The organism is Massilia cavernae, from assembly GCF_003590855.1.
Classification (GTDB): domain Bacteria; phylum Pseudomonadota; class Gammaproteobacteria; order Burkholderiales; family Burkholderiaceae_D; genus Telluria_A; species Telluria_A cavernae.
The window spans coordinates 1-20,157 of sequence record NZ_QYUP01000195.1 but is presented as its reverse complement, the minus strand read 5'-3'; the positions used below and the strand labels follow the sequence as shown (position 1 = coordinate 20,157).

Genomic DNA, 20,157 nt, shown 5'->3' with positions numbered 1-20,157 from the left:
CGACCATGACCACTCTGCTCAACGACCGCGACCTGCAATTCCTGCTGTACGAATTCCTCGATACCGAAGCGCTGCTCAAGCGGCCGCGCTACGCCGAGCATGCGCGCGAAACCTTCGATGCAACGCTGGAAACCGCGCGCCACATTGCGGAAGAACTGTTTGCGCCCCATCTGGCAAAGGGCGACGCGAACGAACCGCATTTCGACGGCGAGCGCGTGCACCTGGTGCCGGAAACCAAGGCGGCCTGGGATGCATTCGCACAAGCAGGATTCCTTTCCGCGCATTGGGACGAGGCCGAAGGTGGACTGCAGATGCCGGAAGTGGTGCTGCGCAGCGCCATCACCTACTTCAAGTCCGCCAACGTCGCGACCAGCACGTATTCCTTCCTCAGCATCGGTTCCGCCAACCTGTTGCGCAGTTTCGGCACGCCGGAACAGAAGGCGCGCTTCCTGGCGCCGATGGGCGACGGCCGCTTCTCGGGCACGATGGCCTTGACCGAACCGGGGCAGGGTTCGGCACTGGGCGACATCACCACGCGCGCGGAATTGCAGCCGGACGGCACCTACCGCCTGTTCGGGCAGAAGATGTTCATTTCCGGTGGTGACCACGACCTTGCCGACAACATCGTGCACATGGTGCTCGCGCGCATCAAGGGCGCACCGGCCGGGGTCAAGGGCATCTCCCTGTTCCTGGTGCCTAAATACCTGGTCAATGAGGATGGCAGCATCGGTGCACGCAACGACGTCACACTGGCCGGCCTGTTGCACAAGATGGGATGGCGCAATGCGACCTCGACCGTGCTCTCGTTCGGCGAGCGTGGCGGCGCGGTTGGCACACTGGTCGGCGACGCGGGCAAGGGTCTTGCGCACATGTTTCAGATGATGAACGAGGCGCGCATCGGGATCGGCTTGTGCGCGGCTGCCATTGCCTACCGTGCCTATTTGATGACGCTGGAGTATGCGCGCGAGCGTCCTCAGGGGCGCCTGCCTTCTTGCAAGGACCCGCTGTCGCCGCAAGTCAGGCTGATCCAGCATGCCGATGTGCGGCGCATGCTGCTCGCACAGAAGGCCTACGCCGAAGGGGCGCTGGCGATGTGCCTGTACGCGTCGTCGCTGTTCGAGGACCAGCATACGCATCCGGACGAAACGGAGCGGCGCAACGCCGGTCTCCTACTCGACCTGCTCACACCGATGGTCAAGTCCTGGTCGTCGAAGTACGGCTGTGCCTCCAACGACATGGCGATCCAGATCCTGGGCGGGTCCGGCTACATCCGCGAATATCCGCAGGAGCAGCTTTATCGCGACCAGCGCCTGAACCCTATCCACGAAGGGGCAGAAGCTATCCACGGCATCGACCTGCTCGGACGCAAGGTTGTGATGCAATCCGGCGCGGCGTACGAGCTGTTCCGCGCCGCGGCCGATGCGACGCTGGAAGAGGCGCGCAACATTCCCGAACTGGCGACGCTGGCCGATGGTTTCGACACCCCGCTGGCACGGCTCGGCAAGGTCACCGCGCAACTGGTGCGGCTGCAGTCCAGCGATCCCGACCGGGCGCTTGCCAATGCGACGATCTACCTGGACGCCTTCGGCCGCATCCTTGCCGCCTGGATCTGGCTCAAGCAGGCGCTTGCGGCGCAGCGCGGCCTGGTGAACGCTAAGCAGGGCGACCGTGCCTTCTATCAAGGCAAGCTGCACGCGGCGCGCTACTACTGCAACTGGGAGCTGCCGGCAACCTTGCCCCAGTTCGACCTGCTCGCCGGTGTCGAAGATACCCCGCTGACGATGCAGGATGCCTGGTTCTGAATTTCTATCCGGAGTCTTATATGGAATACCGCTATCTGCTGCTCGACGTTGCCGACAAGGTCGCGACCATCACCATCAACCGCCCCGACAAAGGCAACGCGCTGGCGCCTGACGTGCTGGAGGAAGTCACGGCGGCGTTTACCGCCCTTGGCGAACGCCAGGACGTGAACGTGATCGTTCTCACCGGCGGCGAGAAGTATTTTTCCGCCGGCTTCGATCTCAATGAGATCCGCAAATTGGAAAAGGTGTCGAACGAAGCCTACACGGCGCTCTTCCATCGCGCCTACCGCGCCATCATGTTCTGCCCGCAGCCGGTGATCGCCGCTGTCGGCGGCGCCGCCATCGCCGGCGGCTTCGACCTGACGCTGATGTGCGACATCCGTTATGCCTCGACGCGCGCCAAGTTCGGCCAGCGCGAAATCGTGCTGTCGCTGACGCCCATCATGGATCCGCTGTGGCGCATCATCGGACTTGGCCGCGCCAAGGAAGTCGCGCTTACCGGCCGCATCTACGGCGCCGAGGAAGCCGAACGCATGGGCTATGTCAGCAAGGTGTTCCCGGAAGGCGAACTGCTGGCATCGGTCGGCGAGATCGCCCGGCAGATGGCGACCTACGACCGCATGTGCCTCGCCGAAACCAAACGCCTGTCGAACCAGGTGCTGAACCAGGATCTCGATGGCGCGATGCGTGTGCAGGAATGGTTGTTCCGCACCTATATCGGTTCCGAGGACAACCATCAACGCATCGACGCGCTGCAGGCCCAGCTTGCGGCCTCGCGCAAGAAGTGATGCAGGATTAACCAGGAAGAGATATGAAAATGAAAGTATTGATCGTTCACGCCCATCACGAACCGCAGTCATTCAACGCATCGATGAAGAACGTGGCGGTGGAGGAATTCCAGGATCAGGGCCATGAGGTCAAGGTCTCCGACCTCTATGCCATGCAGTGGAAGGCGGTCGCCGACGCCAGCGATTTCGGCAGCCGCGCCAATCCCGACCATCTGGTGTATGCGCTGGAGCAGCGCAGCGCCTACCAGGCCAATACGCTGGCGCCGGACATCATGGCCGAGCTGGAAAAGCTGCAGTGGGCCGACCTGGTCATTTTCAATTTCCCGATCTACTGGTTCTCGGCGCCCGCCATCCTGAAGGGCTGGTTCGACCGCGTGCTGATCTCGGGCCTGTGCTACGGCGGCATGCGCTTCTACGATCGTGGCGGCCTGCGCGGCAAGAAAGCCATGCTGGCCGTGACCATCGGCGGCCAGCCGCACATGCTGACCGAAGGCGGCGTTCATGGCCCGCTGGAAGACATGCTGCGGCCGATCGTGCGCGGCACGCTGGGCTATGCCGGCTTGTCGGTACTGCCGCCCTTCGTTGCCTGGCACGTGCCCTACATCAAGCCCGAGCAGCGTACGGAAATCATGGATCAGTATCGCAAGCGCCTGCGCGAAATCGATGCGCTCCAGCCTATGTCCTTCCCATCGATGGACGACTTCGATGCCATGCTTCATCCGAAGCCGGCGGCAACGGCTTAGCGTCGCCAAGATACCTTGTTACCGGCGTCCGCCCGAAGGTTCTGCCCAGGCCCAGTTGCCCGGGCCGTCTGCAAGTGAGCGTCCAACGCCGCGATCTTTTCCGCCTTCTGCTCGTTGCTCAAGGCGGGATCCTGATAGAGTTCCAGCTTCGCCAAGGCATGCGGCCCCAAGGGGTCATATGGACCAAACAAGCCTTGCACTTCCTGGGCGCTGAGAAACCGGGCCCGCCTATACCGCATCGCTTCCGCCTGCGCATGCAGGGTTGCCATCGTGCCGTCCGCTGGTAGCGCTTCCTTGTCCGCGTTTTCCAGAGCGCGCTGGTAATCCAGGTAGCGCCCCAGCAGGTGCTTGGCTTCAGCGGCCGGGCCGGGTTGCAGGCGGTGCTCGATTTCGCGTTCCGCTTCGGCCCGCACCTCATTCAAGCTCTTTTCTCCTTGCTCCGCCAGGAAATGGTCGAATAGTTGTCGCAGATCAGTATTGATCACCAGCGCCTGGACCTCGACCGTCCCGGCTGCGTCCGGCTTGGGCCAGGCCTCGGGTTGCATGCCGTCCATCGGGCGCACAAAGGCAAACAGGTTCTCTTCCTCCACCACCTTGGCGGCTGGCGCCTCGTCTTCGTGCGCGAACCACGCCACGCCAACAAATATGGCGGCCACCACGGCGGCCATTCCACCTGCTACATGCGCTGTCTTGAGTTTCATCATCCTCTTGCCGGTTATCGGTCTCGATTTACAATCGGTTGCAATTCTTTTTTCTGTCCTGAAAAATCCTACGCCAGATTCAGGCTGGTGTAATGCCGCCCGAGAAACCATGGGCTTCCCGGGTGAAGGATGCCTATCAACGTCGGGACACGAGCATTGAGATCATTGCGCAAGGGTGGGAAATGGGGAATGTCCCCATTTCCCACCGGTGCAATGCGGCCGCGATCAGGGAGTCACGAGCGTCTTCGACCAGTCCTTGACGGCGCAGCGGCTCCACGGGTCTGAGCACTGACCATGCTTGTTCCAGAATCCGAAATCGGTCGTATGCATATACCCAGGGACGACGTACCAAGACTTGTTGGCCGTATTGTTGGGATGCGAGGTCGCCACAGAGCATGCGCTGCCATAACCCACACCTGTCGCGTGCTTCAATTGCTGGGCGTTGCCGGCCGCCAAATTCCCAGGGCAGTAGCCTGGACCGAAAACCGCGTCTTGCTGACCATTCGTGGCTCGGATGTTCTCGAGAGCCGTATTCGTGTAGTGGAGCTCCGTGAGGTGCACGGCAAAGAGCCCGTGTCCCCCGTTCCGCTGAGCCAAGCGCCGCGCACTTGAGAATGAAAGTCCCGAGAAAGGTGCGCCATCAAGGATCCCTGGCTGAGCCCAGACGCGAAGATACCCTTGGAGACATCGACCACAGCCAGCGCATCGAGTTTATTGATGGCGGAGTTCGGGTTCGCGGCATCAAAGATGCATCTGGCCTTTTGCACCAACTCCGCCCCAGAGACGTCAGTGTCGTTGTCGTACTGGATTGACGCTGCAACGAAGCCCGCGTCCGCCATGTACTGCAGGTACTCGTGGGTCGCGGCGTCGGTATAGTCCCCCCTGTGCCGTGGCTCCATGTGAGCAGCGGGAAGGGCGCTGTGCCAGTAGACGGTGTGTAGTAGACGATCTGCCGCGTGGTGTTGCATGTATCCCCCGAAGTTCGGCCGCTGTATGTGGTGTTGAACGGCCCGTTGGCGGCGTCGGCCGACGGCACGTAGAGAGCGCCTGTAGTGGAAAGTGCAAGCGCAGCGACTAGCGCGAAGGAATGCCGCGCGCCGCTTCGGCGAAGCGCCAGCCGAGGCGACGCGGTGGTTGGCTGAAAGAACTTTGTAATTTTCCTCACAAGTCCCCCAATTGGAATGCGTTTCATAAGTCTCCTCATTTTTGATGTGATGGCGCGTATGCGGCTTGCATAAAGCTAGCCGTGGGATTACGCACCTTTTATGTATTCGGCTTCCCCTGCCGTTTGATGCAACGCTTATGTGTGTGATGCTGTGGTGGTCAAGTATGTTCGTCGTGCACTTGCGGCGTGGTGCTTCTCGGGATTGCTCGTCGTCGATCTCTGGTAAATACAGTAAGCCGGCCGAGTGCGAGCACGCCCCTCCCGAATGGGAGGGGCGGTCAAATTAAGTGTTGGGAGGGAGGCGCTGCTGTCTTGATGTACTACATTTGCGGAGTTGCACGCTTCGTGCTGGGATGAATGCCGAAGCACCTCAATGCAAAGCCTCGATGTCATCCATCTTCCAGCTCTTGTCGAAATACGCTTCTGTGGGCGCATAGAGACGCAGGTAAGCAAACCAATGTTTTCCCGGCACGGTCTGTACCCAATTGTTTTCCTTCCCAGCCGGTGCAGTGGGGCCGAAATAGAGGTCGACCGAACCATCGCTATTTTTCTGCAGGGTCTCGCGGCTGGATACATCGGACTTCTGCATCGAGTTTTCGACAAAGCGGCGCGTGTCGGTGTCATATAGCGTGAGTGACCAGAATTGCCTGGCCGGTGGATTGCCCGCGATACGGAGCCGGTAATTCTTGCCGCCATCGAGCCATGCATCTTGCTTGTCGGTGTAAGCCCCCAGATAGGCTTGCCCGAGTCCGGGCATGGATGACACCATCCCCTTGCTGTTGCCGACCGCCTCATAGAACCATGCGCTTCGCTCCCACAGCTGATCCAGGCTTTCCAGGCGCTGTGAAGGGTCTTTGATGAAAAGCGCATACTCCCAATGGCGGTCTGGCCAATGCCTTACATTGGAAAAGCGCTTGGCGAAGGTATTGGACTGCGCCAGCAACTTGCCGGCGGTGGCACCTCGCTCCAGGGCCTTGCGCTGCCGCTCGTCGGGATTGAACGGCTTGCCTTTTTCAAGCCCCAGGTTGCCCAGCATGGCCATGTAAAAGCGGTCGCGCTCGTCGACCGGCTCGCGTTGGATGATCTCGTGCAGGCGCTGCCAGTAGGCCATGCCGTCGGGTTGGGTTCCGGACCAGTCCTTGCCGCCAGGAGTCAGGAGGCGTACCGGGGCAGCTTTGGTGCGCTGGATGTAGGGATAGACCTTGACCTTGCCGATAATGGCCTTGCCTTTTTCCGGGTCCGGTTCCAGCACGCGAAAACCCATCAGCACATTATTGGTCGTGGCGTGCGCAAGGTAGTAACCCCTGGTGTCGGCCGGCGGCTCGCTGCCGGGCGGGATGACCAGGTACTTGCCGCCAGCGCCTTTGTCGGGTCCACTCTGGCCAAGCGCCACGACCGATCGCTGCCAGAAGTCGGTGACACTGCCCGCAGTGGCCCCGCCGGCAATTCGACGACGAGCGGGCCGGACTTGTCCAGTTCCGCAAAGCCGATGATATAGGGCGTTGTCGCATTGGCTGTCAGGATGCCCAGCTTGTCTTTCCAGGTCGTGTAGATCACCAGGTCGTTCGGTTTCGCGCCAAACTTCTCGTAGGTCTCTTTTTGCCACTGTGCAAAGGACACGAGAGGTATCGCCCACAGGTAGGCCTGCGTCGCCTGCTGAAAATCCAGTTCGTCAAACAACGTGGGAATGGCGCTGCGCGCAGGCAGATCGCCCTCCATCGGCACTTTGCCGAAAGGGCTGGCATCTTCGCGGGCGAACACGGGTGAGCCTGTCATCGCAAGGAGGATGGCGGCGAAAATTGCGGTACTTCCTGTTTTAGCTGTCAGCATATTTCTTCCCACAGTTCGTGTCCACGGCGATTGTTTGAAGCAGGGCCCGCAGCTGGTCCGGAAGCGTGCATGGCCTGCGCGCCGCGCGATCCACGTAAACATGGATGAAGTGTCCTTGCGCGCTGGCGCGTTCCTCGCCTTCGCGGAAGATCGCGACTTCATAGCGCACGCTCGATTGCCCCAGCGTCGTCACGCGCAGGCCGGCCTCGATGCGATCAGGGAAGGCGACTGGCGAGAAATAGCTGCATTGCGTTTCGACCACCAGCCCGATGACGGGCTTCCTTCGACATGCAGCATGCCGTTGGCGATCAGGAATTGATTGACCGCTGTGTCGAACCAGCTGTAGTACACGACGTTGTTGACGTGGCCATACACGTCGTTGTCCATCCAGCGCGTCGTGATGGCGTGCATGTGCTTGTAGTCGCTGCGTTGGTGCGGTTCTGCGCGCATTATTCGATCCTTTCGTCTTAGTACGCGGCCTGGTAAATTGCGAAGGCATCCGCCTCGCTCACTTCGAGCGGGTTGTTGATCAGTAGCCGCGTCTGCAACATCGCATCGGCCGCCAGGCGAGGCAAATCAGCTTCGGCGATGCCGACCTCGCACAGGCGGCGCTCGATGCCGGTGGCTGCCGCCAATCCTTCGAGCATATCGATTAGTGCATGGCAGCGCGCCTCGTCGCTGCCGCTGCAATGGGGCGCCATTATCCCGGCCAGTTCGCCATAAAGCCCGGCTGCCGCCGGCGCGTTGAAGCGCAGCACATGCGGCAGCACCAGCGAATTCGACAAGCCATGCGGCACATGGAAGATGCCGCCGATCGGATAGGCGAGCGCATGCACGGCGGCGACCGGCGCATTGGCAAAGGCCTGGCCGGCCAGCATCGCGCCCAGCAGCATTGCTTCGCGCGCCTTGCGGTCGGCGCCATTGCGGAAGGTTGGCAGCAGGTTGGTCGAGAGCAGGCGCAGCGCCTCGCGCGCCAGCATGTCCGACAAGGGGTTTTTCTTGTGCCTGGAGGTATAGGCCTCGATCGCATGCACGATGGCGTCGATGCCGGTGGCGGCAGTCACATGTGGCGGCAAGCCGACCGTCAGCTCGGCATCGAGTACCGTCAAGTCCGCATACAGCCTGGGGGACACGACGCCGGCCTTGGTGGCCGCACCGGTGGTGACGATCGAAATCGGCGTGACCTCGGAGCCGGTGCCGGCGGTAGTGGGGACCTGCACCAGCGGCAGGCGGGGGCCGCTGACGTTGCCGACGCCATACATCGACTTGAGCGGTTGATGCGAACCGAGCAGCGCTGCGATCAGTTTCGCCACATCCATCGACGAACCGCCGCCGAAGCCGACGATCAGTTCTGCCCCGCAAGCCATTGCGCGTTCTGCTGCAGCCAGCACGACCTCTTCCGGAGGATCGGCCACCACGTCGTCGATGATGGTCACCTTCCAACCTGTTTTATGCAGGCTGGCGAGCGCCGGCGCGATCAAGCCGCTGGTGCGCAGAAAGCGATCCGTGACCAGGCACAGGCTTTCCTGCGCAAAGCGTTCGCGCAAGAGGGCGCCCAAGCGGCGCGCGGCGCCATATTCGGTGATCAGCGCGGGGACCGTACTGAATTCGAATGCATTCATGAGGCCTGCTCCCAATTACAGCTGCGTGCAAATGTATTTAAGCTCGAGATACTCATCGATGCCGTAGCGTGAGCCTTCGCGTCCGATGCCCGATTGCTTGATTCCGCCAAACGGCGCGACTTCATTCGAGATCAGGCCGGTATTGAGGCCGACCATGCCGTATTCCAGGGCCTCGGAGACACGCCAGGAGCGGCCGAGGTCGCGCGTGTACACGTATGCCGCCAAGCCGAACTCGGTGTCGTTGGCCAGGGCAATGGCTTCGGCTTCGTCGCGGAAGCGGAACACGGGGGCAACCGGGCCGAAGATCTCTTCATGGGCCACGCGCATGTGCGAGGTGGCATCGGCCAGCACGGTCGGTTGGTAGAAAGTGCCGCCAAGCGCATGCGGCTTGCCCCCGGTGGCCACGCGCGCGCCGCGCATCTCGGCATCGGCGAGCAGCTCTTCCACCTTGGCCACAGCGGCTGCGTCGATCAACGGCCCTTGTTCGGTCAGCGGGTCGAGGCCATTACCCACGTGCAGTTTGCTGACGCGGGCAGCGAAGGCGTCGACGAAGGCGTCGTAAATGCCGTCCTGTACCAGGATGCGATTGGCGCATACGCAGGTCTGGCCGCTGTTGCGGAACTTGGCCGCGATAGCCCCTTCCACGGCCGCGTGAAGGTCGGCGTCGTCGAACACGATGAAGGGCGCATTGCCACCCAGTTCCAGCGACAGGCGCTTGATGGTGGTCGCCGATTGTGCCATCAGGGTGCGGCCGATCTCGGTCGAGCCGGTAAACGAGAGCTTGCGGACGAGCGGGCTTGCAGTCAGCTCGCCACCGATCACGCGCGCGTTGCCGGTGAGGACCTGGATCAAGCCACGCGGCATGCCGGCACGTTCCGCGAGCGTTGCCAATGCCAATGCCGACAAGGGCGTTTGCGAAGCCGGCTTGACCATGATGGAGCAGCCGGCAGCCAGTGCCGGCGCCACCTTGCGGGTGATCATCGCGGCCGGGAAATTCCAGGGCGTGATGGCGACGCACACGCCGACGGCCTGCTTCAGCACCAGGATGCGTTTGTCGGCTTGCGGATGCTGCGATACGTCGCCGGTAATACGCTTGGCTTCTTCGGCAAACCATTCGACGAAGGCCGCAGCGTACTGGATTTCGCCGCGCGACTCCACGAGCGGCTTGCCTTGCTCGCGCGTCATCAGGACCGCAAGGTCTTCGAGGTTGGCGAGGATCGCGTTGTACCAGGCATGCAGGATATGGGCGCGCTCCTTACCCGATTTGGCCTGCCATTGGCGCTGCGCGCTTTCCGCAGCGGCGATCGCGCGCCGCGTTTCGGCCACGCCGAGCGATGCGACATGGGCCAGCACTTCGCCGGTGGCCGGATCGGTCACGGCGAAAGTCGCTTCGTTGTCCGCCGCCACCCATGCACCGTCGATAAGAGCGCGATTCTTCAGCAGACCGGGGTCTGCCAGTTTAATGGTGTCTGTCATATGTCTGTCCCTGTAATTCTTTGGTAGAAAGAGAGACTAGACCGCGAGAGCATCGCCATGCCCCTCCCCAAAAGCGGGGGGACTTGCAAAGGCAGCTTTCGCGCACTTGCGAGCCTTCTAGTCAATCGCCACGAGGACCGCCTGTGCCAGCTTGGACCATTCCTGCGCCCTGGGCAGATAGCGCTCTTCGATAACGTTGCGCTTGATCTTCAGGGGCGGCGTCAAATAGCCGTTGTCCGTAGTCCAGAGATCTTTCACGACTACGATATAGTCGAGTTTTTGTGAGCAAGTTGACGATACAGCGTGACCGGCTCGACCGTCCGGCTTTCTGCCTGATGCCGCCGTAAGCCGTCGCCCGCGCCCGCTTGAGCAACTGACGAAAGATTCTTGAAAGACAGAAAAATGAAAAGATCGATTTCTGTAGTTGCCGTTCTCGGAACGCTTGCCGGTACCGCTGGCGCCCAAACGACCATTTCTGTTTATGGCAGCGTCGATCTCGCCGTGCGCCATCAGACCAATGTGGTCGCGCCGCCCGACCTCGGCACCCCGGTCGGATCCGCCACGGCCATGGTGACTGGTTATGACTACATCAACCATCTCGGCTTCAGGGGTGTGGAAGACCTGGGTGGTGGATGGAATGCACGCTTCAATCTTGTAGCGGGATTCGTACCTGATACCGGCTCGCTGGACAATGCCGCCGGCCGCTTGTTCAACCGTAACGCGACCGTGGGCCTCGGCGGCCCCTGGGGCATGGTCGACATCGGCCACCAATACAGCGCCGGGTACAGGACCATGGCACCCTACGAGGCGCTGAGCGCCAAGTTGCCCGCCGTCAATCCCACCGTTTTTCTGGCGCCCGGCGGCACGACGCCGGGTTGCCGGCCCATTACGGCCGGCGCTTGCGCGCGCTTCGATAACGACATCCAATACACCGGCGTGTTCGGCGGCTTGACGCTGCGCGCCGAATACGCATTCGGCGAGGCGCCGGGCAGCGATACGACGGGCAGCGCAGTCGGGATCGGCGTCAACTACACGAAGGGGCCGTTCCTGATCGGCGCTACGTATACGAAACAGAAGGCCGGCGCCGCCATCCCCCCGAATCCGCCGGCATTCCCGAACTACCCGGGCATTGCACGGGATGCCGATAAGACCGATTACAGTTTTGGCGGCGCCTACAACCGCGGCCCGTGGCGGCTCGCCGTCGGCTACGCGGTACACAAGGCCGACACGATCGGTGGCGACACGACGATCAAAGGCAGATGGACAGGCGTGACCTATAACTTCTCGCCGGCGTTCTCGCTGGCCGGCGCGTATTACCAGGTGAAACTGTCCACGGTGGCGCTGCCGGTGTTCCGTCCCGACGGCAAGGAAAAGGTCGACGCCGGTTTTCTTGTGGCCCGCTATGCACTATCCAAGCGAACCAGCCTGTATGCCGAGATCGATCGCAACAACTGGAGCAACGGCGCCAATTTTGCGCGCAAGGCAAACGCTGCGGAGGGCTTGGGTGTGACGCAGGACGGCATTTCCATCGGCATCACGCATTTGTTTTGAATATGCATCCCCGTGCCGTCACATCGGCATACATGCTCCGCTGGCGAGCCGCCGCTGCGCCCGATCGCTTTGCCCCAGGTGTCTTAACGCTGACGTACTGCCGAAGCACCTCAATGCAAAGCCTCGATGTCATCCATTTTCCAGCTCTTTTCGAAATACGCTTCTGTGGGCGCATAGAGACGCAGGTAAGCAAACCAGTGTTTTCCCGGCTCGGTCTGTACCCAATTGCTTTCCTTCCCTGCCGGTGCAGTGGGGCCGAAATAGAGGTCGACCGAGCCATCGCTATTTTTCCGCAGCTTCTCGCGGCTGGACACATCGGACTTCTGCATCGAATTTTCGACAAAGCGGCGCGTGTCGGTGTCATACAGCGTGAGTGACCAGAACTGCCTGGCCGGCGGATTGGCCGCTATATGCAGCCGGTAATTCTTGCCGCCATCGAGCCATGCATCATTCTTGTCGGTATACGCACCCAGGTAGGCTTGCCCGAGTCCGGGCGTGGATGAAACCATGCCCTTGCTGTTGCCGACCGCTTCGTAGAACCATGCGGCGCGTTCCCAAAGCTGATCGAAATTCTCCACGCGCTGCGAAGGGTCTTTGATGAACAACGCATACTCCCAATGGCGGTCCGGCCAATGCCTGACGTTGGGGAAGCGCTTGGCCAAGGTGTTGGCCTGCGCCAGCAACTTGCCTCCGGCCGCGCCTTGCTGCAAGGCCTTGCGCTGCCGCTCGTCGGGATTGAACGGCTTGCCTTTTTCAATCCCCAAGTTGGCGAGCATGGCCATGTAGAAGCGGTCGCGCTCTTCGACCGGCTCGCGCTGGATGATGTCATGCAGGCGCTGCCAGTAGGCCATGCCATCGGGCTGCGTGCCGGACCAATCCTTGCCTCCCGCGGTCAGCAGGCGTACCGGCGAAGCGTTGTCGCGCTGGCTGTAGGGGTAGACCTTGATCGCGCCGATGATGGCCTTACCATTTTCCGGGGCCGGGTCCAGCACGCGAAAACCCATCAGCACGTTGTTGGTCGCGGACTGGGCGACGTAGTAGCCATTCGTGTCGGCCGGCGCCTCGGCTCCGGGAGGAAGGATGAGGTACTTGCCGCCCTTGCCCTTGTCGGGACCAGTCTGGCCGAGTCCCACCACCGAACGCTGCCAGAAGTCCGTGACACTGCCGGCAGTTGCCCCCGCCGGCAGGTCGATGACGAGCGGACCGGACTTGTCCAGCTCCGCAAAGCCGATAATATAGGGCGTGGTCGCATTTGCCGTCAGAATGCCCAGCTTGTCTTTCCACGTCGTGTAGAGCACCAGGTCGTTGCGTTTCGCGCCGAGTGTGCCGTAAGTCTCGTTCTGCATCTGCGCATAGGACACCAGCGGCAGCGCCCAGAGATACGCCTGCGTGGCTTGCTGAAAATCGAGTTCAGCGAACAGGGCGGGAATGGCTTTGCGCGCGGGCAGCTTGCCCTCCATCGGCACTTTTCCGAAAGGTAGCACTTCATCCCGTGCGAACACGGGCGAGCCGGTCATGGCAAAGAGGACGGCGGCGGTTGCGGCGGCACTTCTTTTGACTATCAACATAGTTGCTCCGTGCTTGAAAAAACCTTACACCAATGTGGTCGTACGTGGAATTACTGCAACTTCTCGATGTCCGGTAACTGCCAAGTCTTGTCGAACAGCGGCTTCTCCGGCCCGTAAAAGCGGAACAGCACTTCGAACCGGCCGCCGGCTTGAGTCGGCACCCAGTTCATCTCCTTGCCTTGCGGCGCTTTCGGCCCGAAGAAGACGTCCACCGAGCCATCGGCGTTCTTTTGCAAGCCCTGCGACGTGGAAGCGCGGCTGGACCACTTCTGGTCGCGGATCAGCGCGTGCGTGGCGCGGTCGTAGGCAGTGGCCGACCAGTAGAGCCGCACCGGCGCGTTGGGCGGCACGGTGAGGCGGTAGGTGCTTCCGCCATCGAGCGCTTGTCCGGCCTTGTCCTTGATGGTCGCGAGGTACGCCTGTCCGCGTCCGCCGTGCCTGGCACTGAAGAACCCGAACGTGTACAGGACGCCGCGACCGCTGACCGGATAGCTGTCGGGTTTGCCGAAATTGCTGCGCATGCCATCAAGAACGTCCGGCGAGACCGGGATTCCCCAGCGGCTGCCGCTGAAGTAGGGCACATAGCCGGCCTCGTAGGTCGTGTCGAGCCAGGCCCTGGCTTCGGCGACGGCGTCCTGCAAGATTGCCTGCGTCTTCCGGTCGGGAGCGAAGGGCTTGCCTTTCTCGATGCCGATCGATTTCAGCGCATCGATCATTGCCCGGTCGCGCTCGATCCACGGCTCGCGCTGGACGAAGCGATGCAGCTTCTCGAAGAAGCGCAGGTCGTACGGAATGGTGCTGTCGTACACCGTATCAATCGCATCGACGAACCGGGTCGCGGGAGGGATGGCGGCTTGCGCCAGCGGATAGATGCGCACCTTCCTGCCATAGACTGCCGCCTTGGCGATGTCGGCATCGCTGCCGCTGCCGATGTTGGAGCGGAGGAGGGCGAAACCGGCATAGGTGGACGAGGGCATGGGGATGTAGCCGTCCGGCACTTTGTCCTTGTAGCCCGGCGGCAGGATCAGGTACTTGCCGCCCTTGCCCTTGTCCACGCCGGCCGGACCGACGTCCTCGATGGCGGTCTGCCAGCCTTCGTCCACACTGCCGGTGATCGAACCGCCCTCGGCCGGCGGGATCTCGAGTACCACCGGGCCGTTGCGGGTGTCGTAGAACGGCATCAGGTAGATCACATCCGGATTCGGCGTCAGGGTCTGGTTCTTCCAGTCCGGCAAGCGGGACCAATAGACGACCTGGTTCCACTCGCCCTTGGCATGGACCAGTCCATCGACCATCCGTTCGAAGTTGACCGCCGGCATACCCCAGATCACCGCTTCGACCGCGCGGCGCTGGACGGCGCGCTCGGCTAGCTGTTCGGCAGTGAAGCGTTGCGGCGCTGCACCTGTCTGCGCCGTGATGGGCTGGGATAGCGCGCACAAGGCAAGCGCTACGGTACATATGGCGAGACGAGGGCGGTTATTGTGACTCATGGTACACGGCTCTTCCGATTTCAATGGTTGGTGAAAAATTAGGCCAATTGCGACTGAAAAACTATTGGGCTTTGGACTGTTTCCATTCGAGGGCGAGCCGGTCTGCACTTCTTCGGTGGTGAAAAACCTGCCCGTTGTGTGGGACCCCGCCCGTTGACGCTCTTTTCTTAAGTCGTTGTGCAATACTAGAACGGTCGCGCACGATCATGCCCCAAAAGACTGGGGATTACCCACAAATCTGCTCGGCCGATGTGCTCCGCTCTGCCGCAGGCGGGAGCGGGGCCGGCGGGAGGGTGATTGTCGAGACAACAGGGCTAGCTATCACCCCTCGCCAGGCGCCCTGATGCAATGACGTGGGCGCGCTAGCAAGAGTTGATTGAGTAGGCCCGATTCGAACCTGCCTCGCACGTCCACTGCAGGATCTGGACGGGTTTCTTTGGCGACGCCCTTACATTTTTTGTTGGCGAGTCGGCTCTGGTACGCCAATCCTGATTGTCAATGCCCGTGCTCGCGCAAATGCGCCGCCGGAATCGCGACCAGCAATACCACCGCGCCGATGACCAGTACGACGGCGATCACATCGAAGGCCAGGTACAGACTTCCCGTTGCCGATTTGATCGCGCCGACCATGAACTGGCTGAGCGCTGCAGCGAGGTTGCCGATACTGCTGATCACAGCGATGCCGGCCGCCGCCTTGGCAGGACTGAGCAGGGCGGGAGGAATGGTCCAGAACAGCGAAATGCCGCACAGGGAGCCTGCAGTGCCGAGACAGAGCAGGAATATCGACAGCGGCACATTGCCTTGTGCAAAGCTGAGCAGGAAGAAACAGGTCGCGCCCGTCATGAGGGTCAGCGCAAGATGCCAGCGGCGCTCCTTGCGCTTGTCGGAGCTGCGACCGAGCAGGTACATGCCGAGCAGGGCGCCGACGTAGGGCAGGCTGGCCACCATGCCGATGGTTTTCAGGCTTTCCAGGCCGAAGCTGCGCAGCAGCGTCGGCATCCAGTAGGACGCTGTGTTCATGCCGCTGTAGACGCAAAAGCACACAAGGCCGGCGATATACAGCCGCGGATCGCGCAGCACTTCACCAAAACCGAGGTGTGCAGCGCCCGTGCCCGACTCCGCCGCCAGTGCCGCAGCGATGGTTTCCTTTTCCGAGTCGTTCAGCCAGGCAGCCTGTGCCGGCTTATCGGTGAGCCAGAACCAGCCGAAAATGCCGAGCAGGACGGCAGGGATGCCTTCGAATACGAACAGCACCTGCCAGCCGCGCAGTCCCATCCAGCCCTGGAAATGGGTCATGATCCAGCCCGCCAGCGGACCGCTGACGATGCCGGCGACGACCCCTGCCATCACGAACGCAGCGGTGGTGCGGCCACGCATCGCAGCGGGAAACCAGTAGGTCAGGTACAGGATCACGCCGGGGAAAAATCCTGCCTCGGCCATGCCGAGGAAAAAGCGGGCAACGATCAGTTGATTCGGCGTCGTGACGAATGCGGTCGCCACCGTGACCGTGCCCCACAACATCATAATTCGCGTCAGCGTGGCACGCGCACCGACACGTTGCATGTACAGGTTGCTTGGTACCTCGAACAGGATGTAGCCGAGATAGAAGATGCCGGCGCCAAGACCGAAAGCGGCGTCGGTCAAGGCGATGTCCTCGGCCATCCGCAGCTTGGCGAAGGAAATATTCATGCGATCGATGGCATTGATCGCACAGGCGAGCAGCAGATAGGGCATCAGCCGCCAGATCACCTTGCGATAGACGCTCTCTGCTGCTGTTGTTGGGGCACGCGCCGCCGGCAAGACCTGGTCGATTTGACTCATGTTGCTCCTCCTGAGTTGGAAAAAATATTCTTCTTGTTGTTATGGTCTTCTGGCGCGCTGATCCGGATGGGGCGCGGCTTCAGGCGGCAAGCTTCCTGCAGGTCGAAAAAAGGACCTCGGAAGTGTGAATGAACGATACATGTGGCCGCTCCCGGTGCCCCCCCTCCTTGCGGGAGGGGCTGCGTGGTCGGACGCGGAAGTGCGGGGCGGGGAGGGAGGCGGAGAAGTCTACGGAGTGACAATATTGAAGGACGGACTGAAGGTGGCAAGCATGCCCATCAGCTCGCCCAGTTTCTGGCCCTTGCCCTCAATTTTGATTTCGCCTTGCTTGATTGCAGCCGGCAAGTCGACCTGGCGCAGGTTGATGCGATCGAGCGTGGCCTTAGTCATGGTTACCGTTGCGTCTGCCCTTGCATGCTTGCTGCCCTCGCGATAGGTCAGCACGCCATTGCGCAAGGTCAGCGCGAACGGCTTCTTCAAGTCCGAAAACACCCAGTTGAGCGTCATGTCGTGTCCGACCGCCTTGTCCGCATCCAGGCGCACGGCCATGAAGTCGAAGAACATGCCCGGCTCCAGGGCTTTGACCAGGTCGACAGTGCTGCGCATGCCTTTCTGTGCCTGCACGCCGTTACGCAGTTCTGCCGCGCCGCTGAGATAGATGTTGCGCCACAACGAGCTCTCGGCCTGGTAGCCCAACTGCTCCAGCGCGTCGGCTTGTGCTGCGCGGGCTTCCTTGTTCTCGGCTTCCGCGAACACCAGGTGATTGCCCAGTTGCGCGGCCCAGCGGTAGTCGCCCTTGTCCATCGCAGTACGCATCAGTTGGAGTATCTTGGCCGCGCCGCCCAATGCTTCCACATAATGTTTGCCGGCTTCGACCGGTGACAAGGGATTGAGGTTGGCCGGATTCGCGTCATAAAAGCCCAGGTAGCGCTGGTACACCGCGCGCGAATTGTGGCTGAGCGTTCCGTAGTAGCCGCGCGTACTCCACTTGTTTTCCAGGCCGCCCGGCAGCTTCTGCATCGCCTCGGCGATTTCCATCGGCGTGAGCCCCTGGTTCAGCAGATGCAGCGTGCGGTCGTTCAAGAAGGTGTACATGTCGCGCTGGTCGGCCAGCATCGTACGGATGCGTTCGCCGCCCCAGGTCGGCCAGTTGTGCTGCGCGAACAGCACCTCCGCCTTGTCGCCGTAGCGCACCAGGCTGTCGTCGATGTACTTTCCCCAAGCCTTGGCGTCGCGCACCAGCGCGCCGCGGGGCGTCAGGATATTGTGCATGGTGTGGGTGGCGTTCTCGGCCATGCACAAGGCCTTGAGCTGCGGCAGGTACAGGTTCATTTCCGCCGGCGCTTCGGTACCGGGCGTCAGCTGGAACTCGATATCGACACCGTCGATGCGGTGCGTTTCATGATGCCTGGCCAGCAGCACGGTCGGCGCGATCAGGGTGACGGTTCCGCCTAGTGGTGTGCCCTTGCCGATGCCGGTGTCCACCTGGCCATGTTCGCCGCGTGGGAGCAGGGAACCGCCCTGGTACTGACCGCGGCGCAGCATGGCGGTGCCCGCAAACACATTCTCGCTGACTGCTTCCGCCATGAAGCCGGCTGGCGCGTAGATCTTGACCTTGCCGGCCTTGACGTCGGCTTCGTCCACCACGCCGCGCACCCCGCCGAAATGGTCGATGTGGCTGTGCGAGTAGATTACCGCGACCACCGGCTTTTTAGGCCGATGTCGGTAATAGAGTTCGAGCGCCGCGCGCGCGGTTTCCATTGTCATCAAAGGATCGATGACGATCAAGCCCTTGTTGCCTTCGATGATGGTCATGTTCGCCAGGTCGAATCCGCGTAACTGGTAGATGCGGTCAGTGACCTGGAACAGGCCAGCGTTGGCATTGAGCTGCGCCTGGCGCCACAGGCTCGGATTCACCGTATCCGGGCTCTTGTCGGCCAGGAGGAAGTGGTACGCCTGCATATCCCACACCAGCCGGCCATCGGCAGCCTTGATCTCCTCCGTGTACGGCGCGATCAAGCCTCGCTTGACCGATTCGTAGTCTTCGCGGTCGGCGAATGGCAGCTGCTGCAAGACGGCGGCATTGCGCGCAGCGGTGGAGGCGCTGGCCGGTTTGGCTTGCATTTGCAGTGCAGGGACATTGTCAGCCAAGGCGTTGGCCCCGAAAATGACAAGCGATGCCATTGTCAGGATGGACTTTAGCGCGGGCGAGGTAGCACCGGCGCGAATGGAGTCTCGTGTCATTGATATATCTTTCTTGATAGGGACTTGATGATCTGAACCGCGTTTTGCGGCCATCGCACCATGAAGATATGCGCGTCCCTTTGCATATGCCCCCCTCCTTCGGGGAGGGGCATCAGGGCTTCGTGGCAGGTTGTGGAGCCGGTTGGTATGGATCGGGCGTCCCCATCGGAATCAATGGATATTTTTTTACGCTGGCTTCGAAGGCGCCAATCATCTTGAGCATGGGCCGCGTCGCCCAGCCGGCGGCCATGTCACGCTTGTTCTCGTCTTCTTGTGGATTCATGTACAAGTCCACCACGAGCGGTACGGATAGCCTGGCGGCGGGCGAGACCATCGTGTCCTGTTGATAGAAGTGCAGCTTGTAGTTTCGCCACTTCACTGCCTGCAAGCGGTTATCAACCCAAATCACGACTCCTTCGCGCGCCGATTTGTCGGCCTTGCCCATGAAAAAGCGTGACTGGTCCACACCGTCGATGGGGCGGTCGTCCGGGAGCCTGGCGCCGGTGACCCTTGCCAGCGTCGGGAACAGGTCGGCCCCGTGCACGATCTCATCGGACACGCGTGCGGCCGGAATCGTGCCTGGCCAACGAATCATGAATGGCACGCGGATGCCGCCTTCCCATGCGGTGAAATAGCTGCCGCGCCATGGACCGGACCAACCGTCCCATGGCTTGATGAATTCCGCGCCGTTATCGCTGGCAAAGATCACAATCGTGTTGTCGCGAATCCCCAGCCGATCCACGGCATCGAGCATCTGTCCGACGTTGCCGTCCATTTCGGCCAGCATGTCGGCCCAGTCGCCGTGGCCGGTCTTGCCGGCGAACCTGGGATTGGGCAGCGTCGGCATATGCGGTTGCGTCAGCGAGGCCAGGGCAAAGAACGGCTTTTTCGCCTTCACCTGCCGTTCCATGAATGCGATCGAGCGCCGCGTGAGGTCGCCGTCCATCAGCCGGCGTTGGCCAAGGTCATAGGCCCTTACCTCGCGGCTCTTCTCGCCCTTGCGTCCTTCCAGGATCGATTGCACCGGCATGATCTGCGGCGAATAGGCGGGCGTAGTCGCGTACAACACCTCGTGCGTTGGTGCGCGGGATGCCATACCATTCGTCGAAGCCCTGGTCGTTCGGCAGGCGGCCGTTTTCGCTGCCGAGATGCCATTTGCCATACAGCGCCGTCGCATACCCTGCATCCGACAGCGACTCGGCCATCGTCACTTCCCATTGCGTCAGGCCCTCGGCCATGCCGCCGTAGGGCACGGAATACGTTCCGGAACGAATGGCGTGGCGCCCGGTCAGCATGGAAAGCGGCTGGGCGTGCATTGCGGTTCCATGTCATGTTAGTCAGGCGCAGTCCTTCGGC

At 61.6% G+C, this 20,157-nt stretch carries 14 protein-coding genes and 2 pseudogenes; 4 read left to right on the top strand and 12 right to left on the bottom strand.

The genetic code is table 11. From position 1 onward, the window contains the following. The first annotated feature begins 5 nt into the window (after positions 1-5). The 3 genes from D3872_RS24340 to D3872_RS24330 are packed head-to-tail and all read left to right on the top strand — an operon-like array spanning position 6 to position 3,333. Positions 6-1,802, top strand: coding sequence for an acyl-CoA dehydrogenase (locus tag D3872_RS24340; RefSeq protein ID WP_119813181.1), 1,797 nt, complete (start codon positions 6-8; stop codon positions 1,800-1,802). Between the two features lie 20 nt (positions 1,803-1,822). Further along, positions 1,823-2,590 carry an enoyl-CoA hydratase/isomerase family protein gene (locus tag D3872_RS24335; RefSeq protein ID WP_119813180.1) on the top strand — a complete coding sequence of 256 codons (768 nt, stop codon included), beginning with the start codon at positions 1,823-1,825 and terminating at the stop codon, positions 2,588-2,590. 29 nt (positions 2,591-2,619) lie between these two features. After that, complete coding sequence (locus D3872_RS24330; protein WP_119813190.1) at positions 2,620-3,333, top strand: NAD(P)H-dependent oxidoreductase; 714 nt, start codon at positions 2,620-2,622, stop codon at positions 3,331-3,333. Here D3872_RS24330 and D3872_RS24325 read toward each other — a convergent pair. From D3872_RS24325 to D3872_RS24300, 6 genes and pseudogenes are all read right to left on the bottom strand, one after another. Beyond that, positions 3,330-4,037, bottom strand: coding sequence for a lipase secretion chaperone (locus tag D3872_RS24325; RefSeq protein WP_182915926.1), 708 nt, complete (start codon positions 4,035-4,037; stop codon positions 3,330-3,332). The genes D3872_RS24330 and D3872_RS24325 overlap by 4 nt on opposite strands. Positions 4,038-5,569: 1,532 nt before the next feature. Then, a complete protein-coding gene (locus D3872_RS24315; RefSeq protein ID WP_229459511.1) occupies positions 5,570-6,463 on the bottom strand; it encodes a DUF1214 domain-containing protein in 894 nt (297 codons plus the stop codon). A gap of 24 nt (positions 6,464-6,487) precedes the next feature. Continuing rightward, positions 6,488-6,592: pseudogene (locus D3872_RS27590) on the bottom strand (hypothetical protein); the annotation flags it as partial. A 423-nt stretch (positions 6,593-7,015) separates the two neighbouring features. Beyond that, positions 7,016-7,479, bottom strand: a pseudogene (locus D3872_RS24310) (acyl-CoA thioesterase). A 17-nt stretch (positions 7,480-7,496) separates the two neighbouring features. Continuing rightward, the gene (locus tag D3872_RS24305) at positions 7,497-8,651 is read right to left on the bottom strand and encodes an iron-containing alcohol dehydrogenase (RefSeq protein ID WP_119813177.1); all 1,155 of its coding nucleotides are present in this window, start codon (positions 8,649-8,651) and stop codon (positions 7,497-7,499) included. 15 nt (positions 8,652-8,666) lie between these two features. Next, positions 8,667-10,127: an NAD-dependent succinate-semialdehyde dehydrogenase gene (locus tag D3872_RS24300; protein WP_119813176.1), complete on the bottom strand. Its 1,461-nt coding sequence runs from the start codon at positions 10,125-10,127 to the stop codon at positions 8,667-8,669. A 387-nt stretch (positions 10,128-10,514) separates the two neighbouring features. Between D3872_RS24300 and D3872_RS24295 the strand changes: the two genes are divergently transcribed. Next, positions 10,515-11,678 (top strand): porin, encoded by a 1,164-nt coding sequence (locus tag D3872_RS24295; protein ID WP_147373997.1) that lies wholly within the window; start codon positions 10,515-10,517, stop codon positions 11,676-11,678. Between the two features lie 110 nt (positions 11,679-11,788). On the opposite strand, the gene D3872_RS24290 is transcribed toward D3872_RS24295, so the two are convergent. From D3872_RS24290 to D3872_RS27185, 6 genes are all read right to left on the bottom strand, one after another. Continuing rightward, the gene (locus tag D3872_RS24290) at positions 11,789-13,246 is read right to left on the bottom strand and encodes a DUF1254 domain-containing protein (RefSeq protein WP_220477002.1); all 1,458 of its coding nucleotides are present in this window, start codon (positions 13,244-13,246) and stop codon (positions 11,789-11,791) included. Between the two features lie 50 nt (positions 13,247-13,296). Then, positions 13,297-14,736, bottom strand: a complete 1,440-nt coding sequence (locus D3872_RS24285) for a DUF1254 domain-containing protein (RefSeq protein WP_119813173.1) — start codon at positions 14,734-14,736, stop codon at positions 13,297-13,299. 495 nt (positions 14,737-15,231) lie between these two features. Then, positions 15,232-16,557, bottom strand: a complete 1,326-nt coding sequence (locus D3872_RS24280; protein ID WP_119813172.1) for an MFS transporter — start codon at positions 16,555-16,557, stop codon at positions 15,232-15,234. A 228-nt stretch (positions 16,558-16,785) separates the two neighbouring features. Beyond that, complete coding sequence (locus D3872_RS24275; RefSeq protein ID WP_119813171.1) at positions 16,786-18,801, bottom strand: alkyl/aryl-sulfatase; 2,016 nt, start codon at positions 18,799-18,801, stop codon at positions 16,786-16,788. A 112-nt stretch (positions 18,802-18,913) separates the two neighbouring features. Next, positions 18,914-19,831, bottom strand: coding sequence for a sulfatase-like hydrolase/transferase (locus tag D3872_RS24270; protein ID WP_182915925.1), 918 nt, complete (start codon positions 19,829-19,831; stop codon positions 18,914-18,916). Then, complete coding sequence (locus tag D3872_RS27185) at positions 19,767-20,117, bottom strand: sulfatase-like hydrolase/transferase (protein WP_119813169.1); 351 nt, start codon at positions 20,115-20,117, stop codon at positions 19,767-19,769. The genes D3872_RS24270 and D3872_RS27185 overlap by 65 nt, the downstream gene beginning before the upstream one ends. Positions 20,118-20,157: the final 40 nt, after the last annotated feature.

Excerpts from the sequence above, each read along its gene's own strand:
- D3872_RS24340 (WP_119813181.1), top strand. The coding sequence starts at position 6 with ATGACCACTCTGCTCAACGACCGCGACCTGCAATTCCTGCTGTACGAA.
- D3872_RS24335 (WP_119813180.1), top strand. The coding sequence starts at position 1,823 with ATGGAATACCGCTATCTGCTGCTCGACGTTGCCGACAAGGTCGCGACC.
- D3872_RS24330 (WP_119813190.1), top strand. The coding sequence starts at position 2,620 with ATGAAAGTATTGATCGTTCACGCCCATCACGAACCGCAGTCATTCAAC.
- D3872_RS24325 (WP_182915926.1), bottom strand. The coding sequence starts at position 4,037 with ATGATGAAACTCAAGACAGCGCATGTAGCAGGTGGAATGGCCGCCGTG.
- D3872_RS24315 (WP_229459511.1), bottom strand. The coding sequence starts at position 6,463 with ATGGGTTTTCGCGTGCTGGAACCGGACCCGGAAAAAGGCAAGGCCATT.
- D3872_RS24305 (WP_119813177.1), bottom strand. The coding sequence starts at position 8,651 with ATGAATGCATTCGAATTCAGTACGGTCCCCGCGCTGATCACCGAATAT.
- D3872_RS24300 (WP_119813176.1), bottom strand. The coding sequence starts at position 10,127 with ATGACAGACACCATTAAACTGGCAGACCCCGGTCTGCTGAAGAATCGC.
- D3872_RS24290 (WP_220477002.1), bottom strand. The coding sequence starts at position 13,246 with ATGTTGATAGTCAAAAGAAGTGCCGCCGCAACCGCCGCCGTCCTCTTT.
- D3872_RS24285 (WP_119813173.1), bottom strand. The coding sequence starts at position 14,736 with ATGAGTCACAATAACCGCCCTCGTCTCGCCATATGTACCGTAGCGCTT.
- D3872_RS24280 (WP_119813172.1), bottom strand. The coding sequence starts at position 16,557 with ATGAGTCAAATCGACCAGGTCTTGCCGGCGGCGCGTGCCCCAACAACA.
- D3872_RS24275 (WP_119813171.1), bottom strand. The coding sequence starts at position 18,801 with ATGACACGAGACTCCATTCGCGCCGGTGCTACCTCGCCCGCGCTAAAG.
- D3872_RS24270 (WP_182915925.1), bottom strand. The coding sequence starts at position 19,831 with ATGCCGGTGCAATCGATCCTGGAAGGACGCAAGGGCGAGAAGAGCCGC.
- D3872_RS27185 (WP_119813169.1), bottom strand. The coding sequence starts at position 20,117 with ATGCACGCCCAGCCGCTTTCCATGCTGACCGGGCGCCACGCCATTCGT.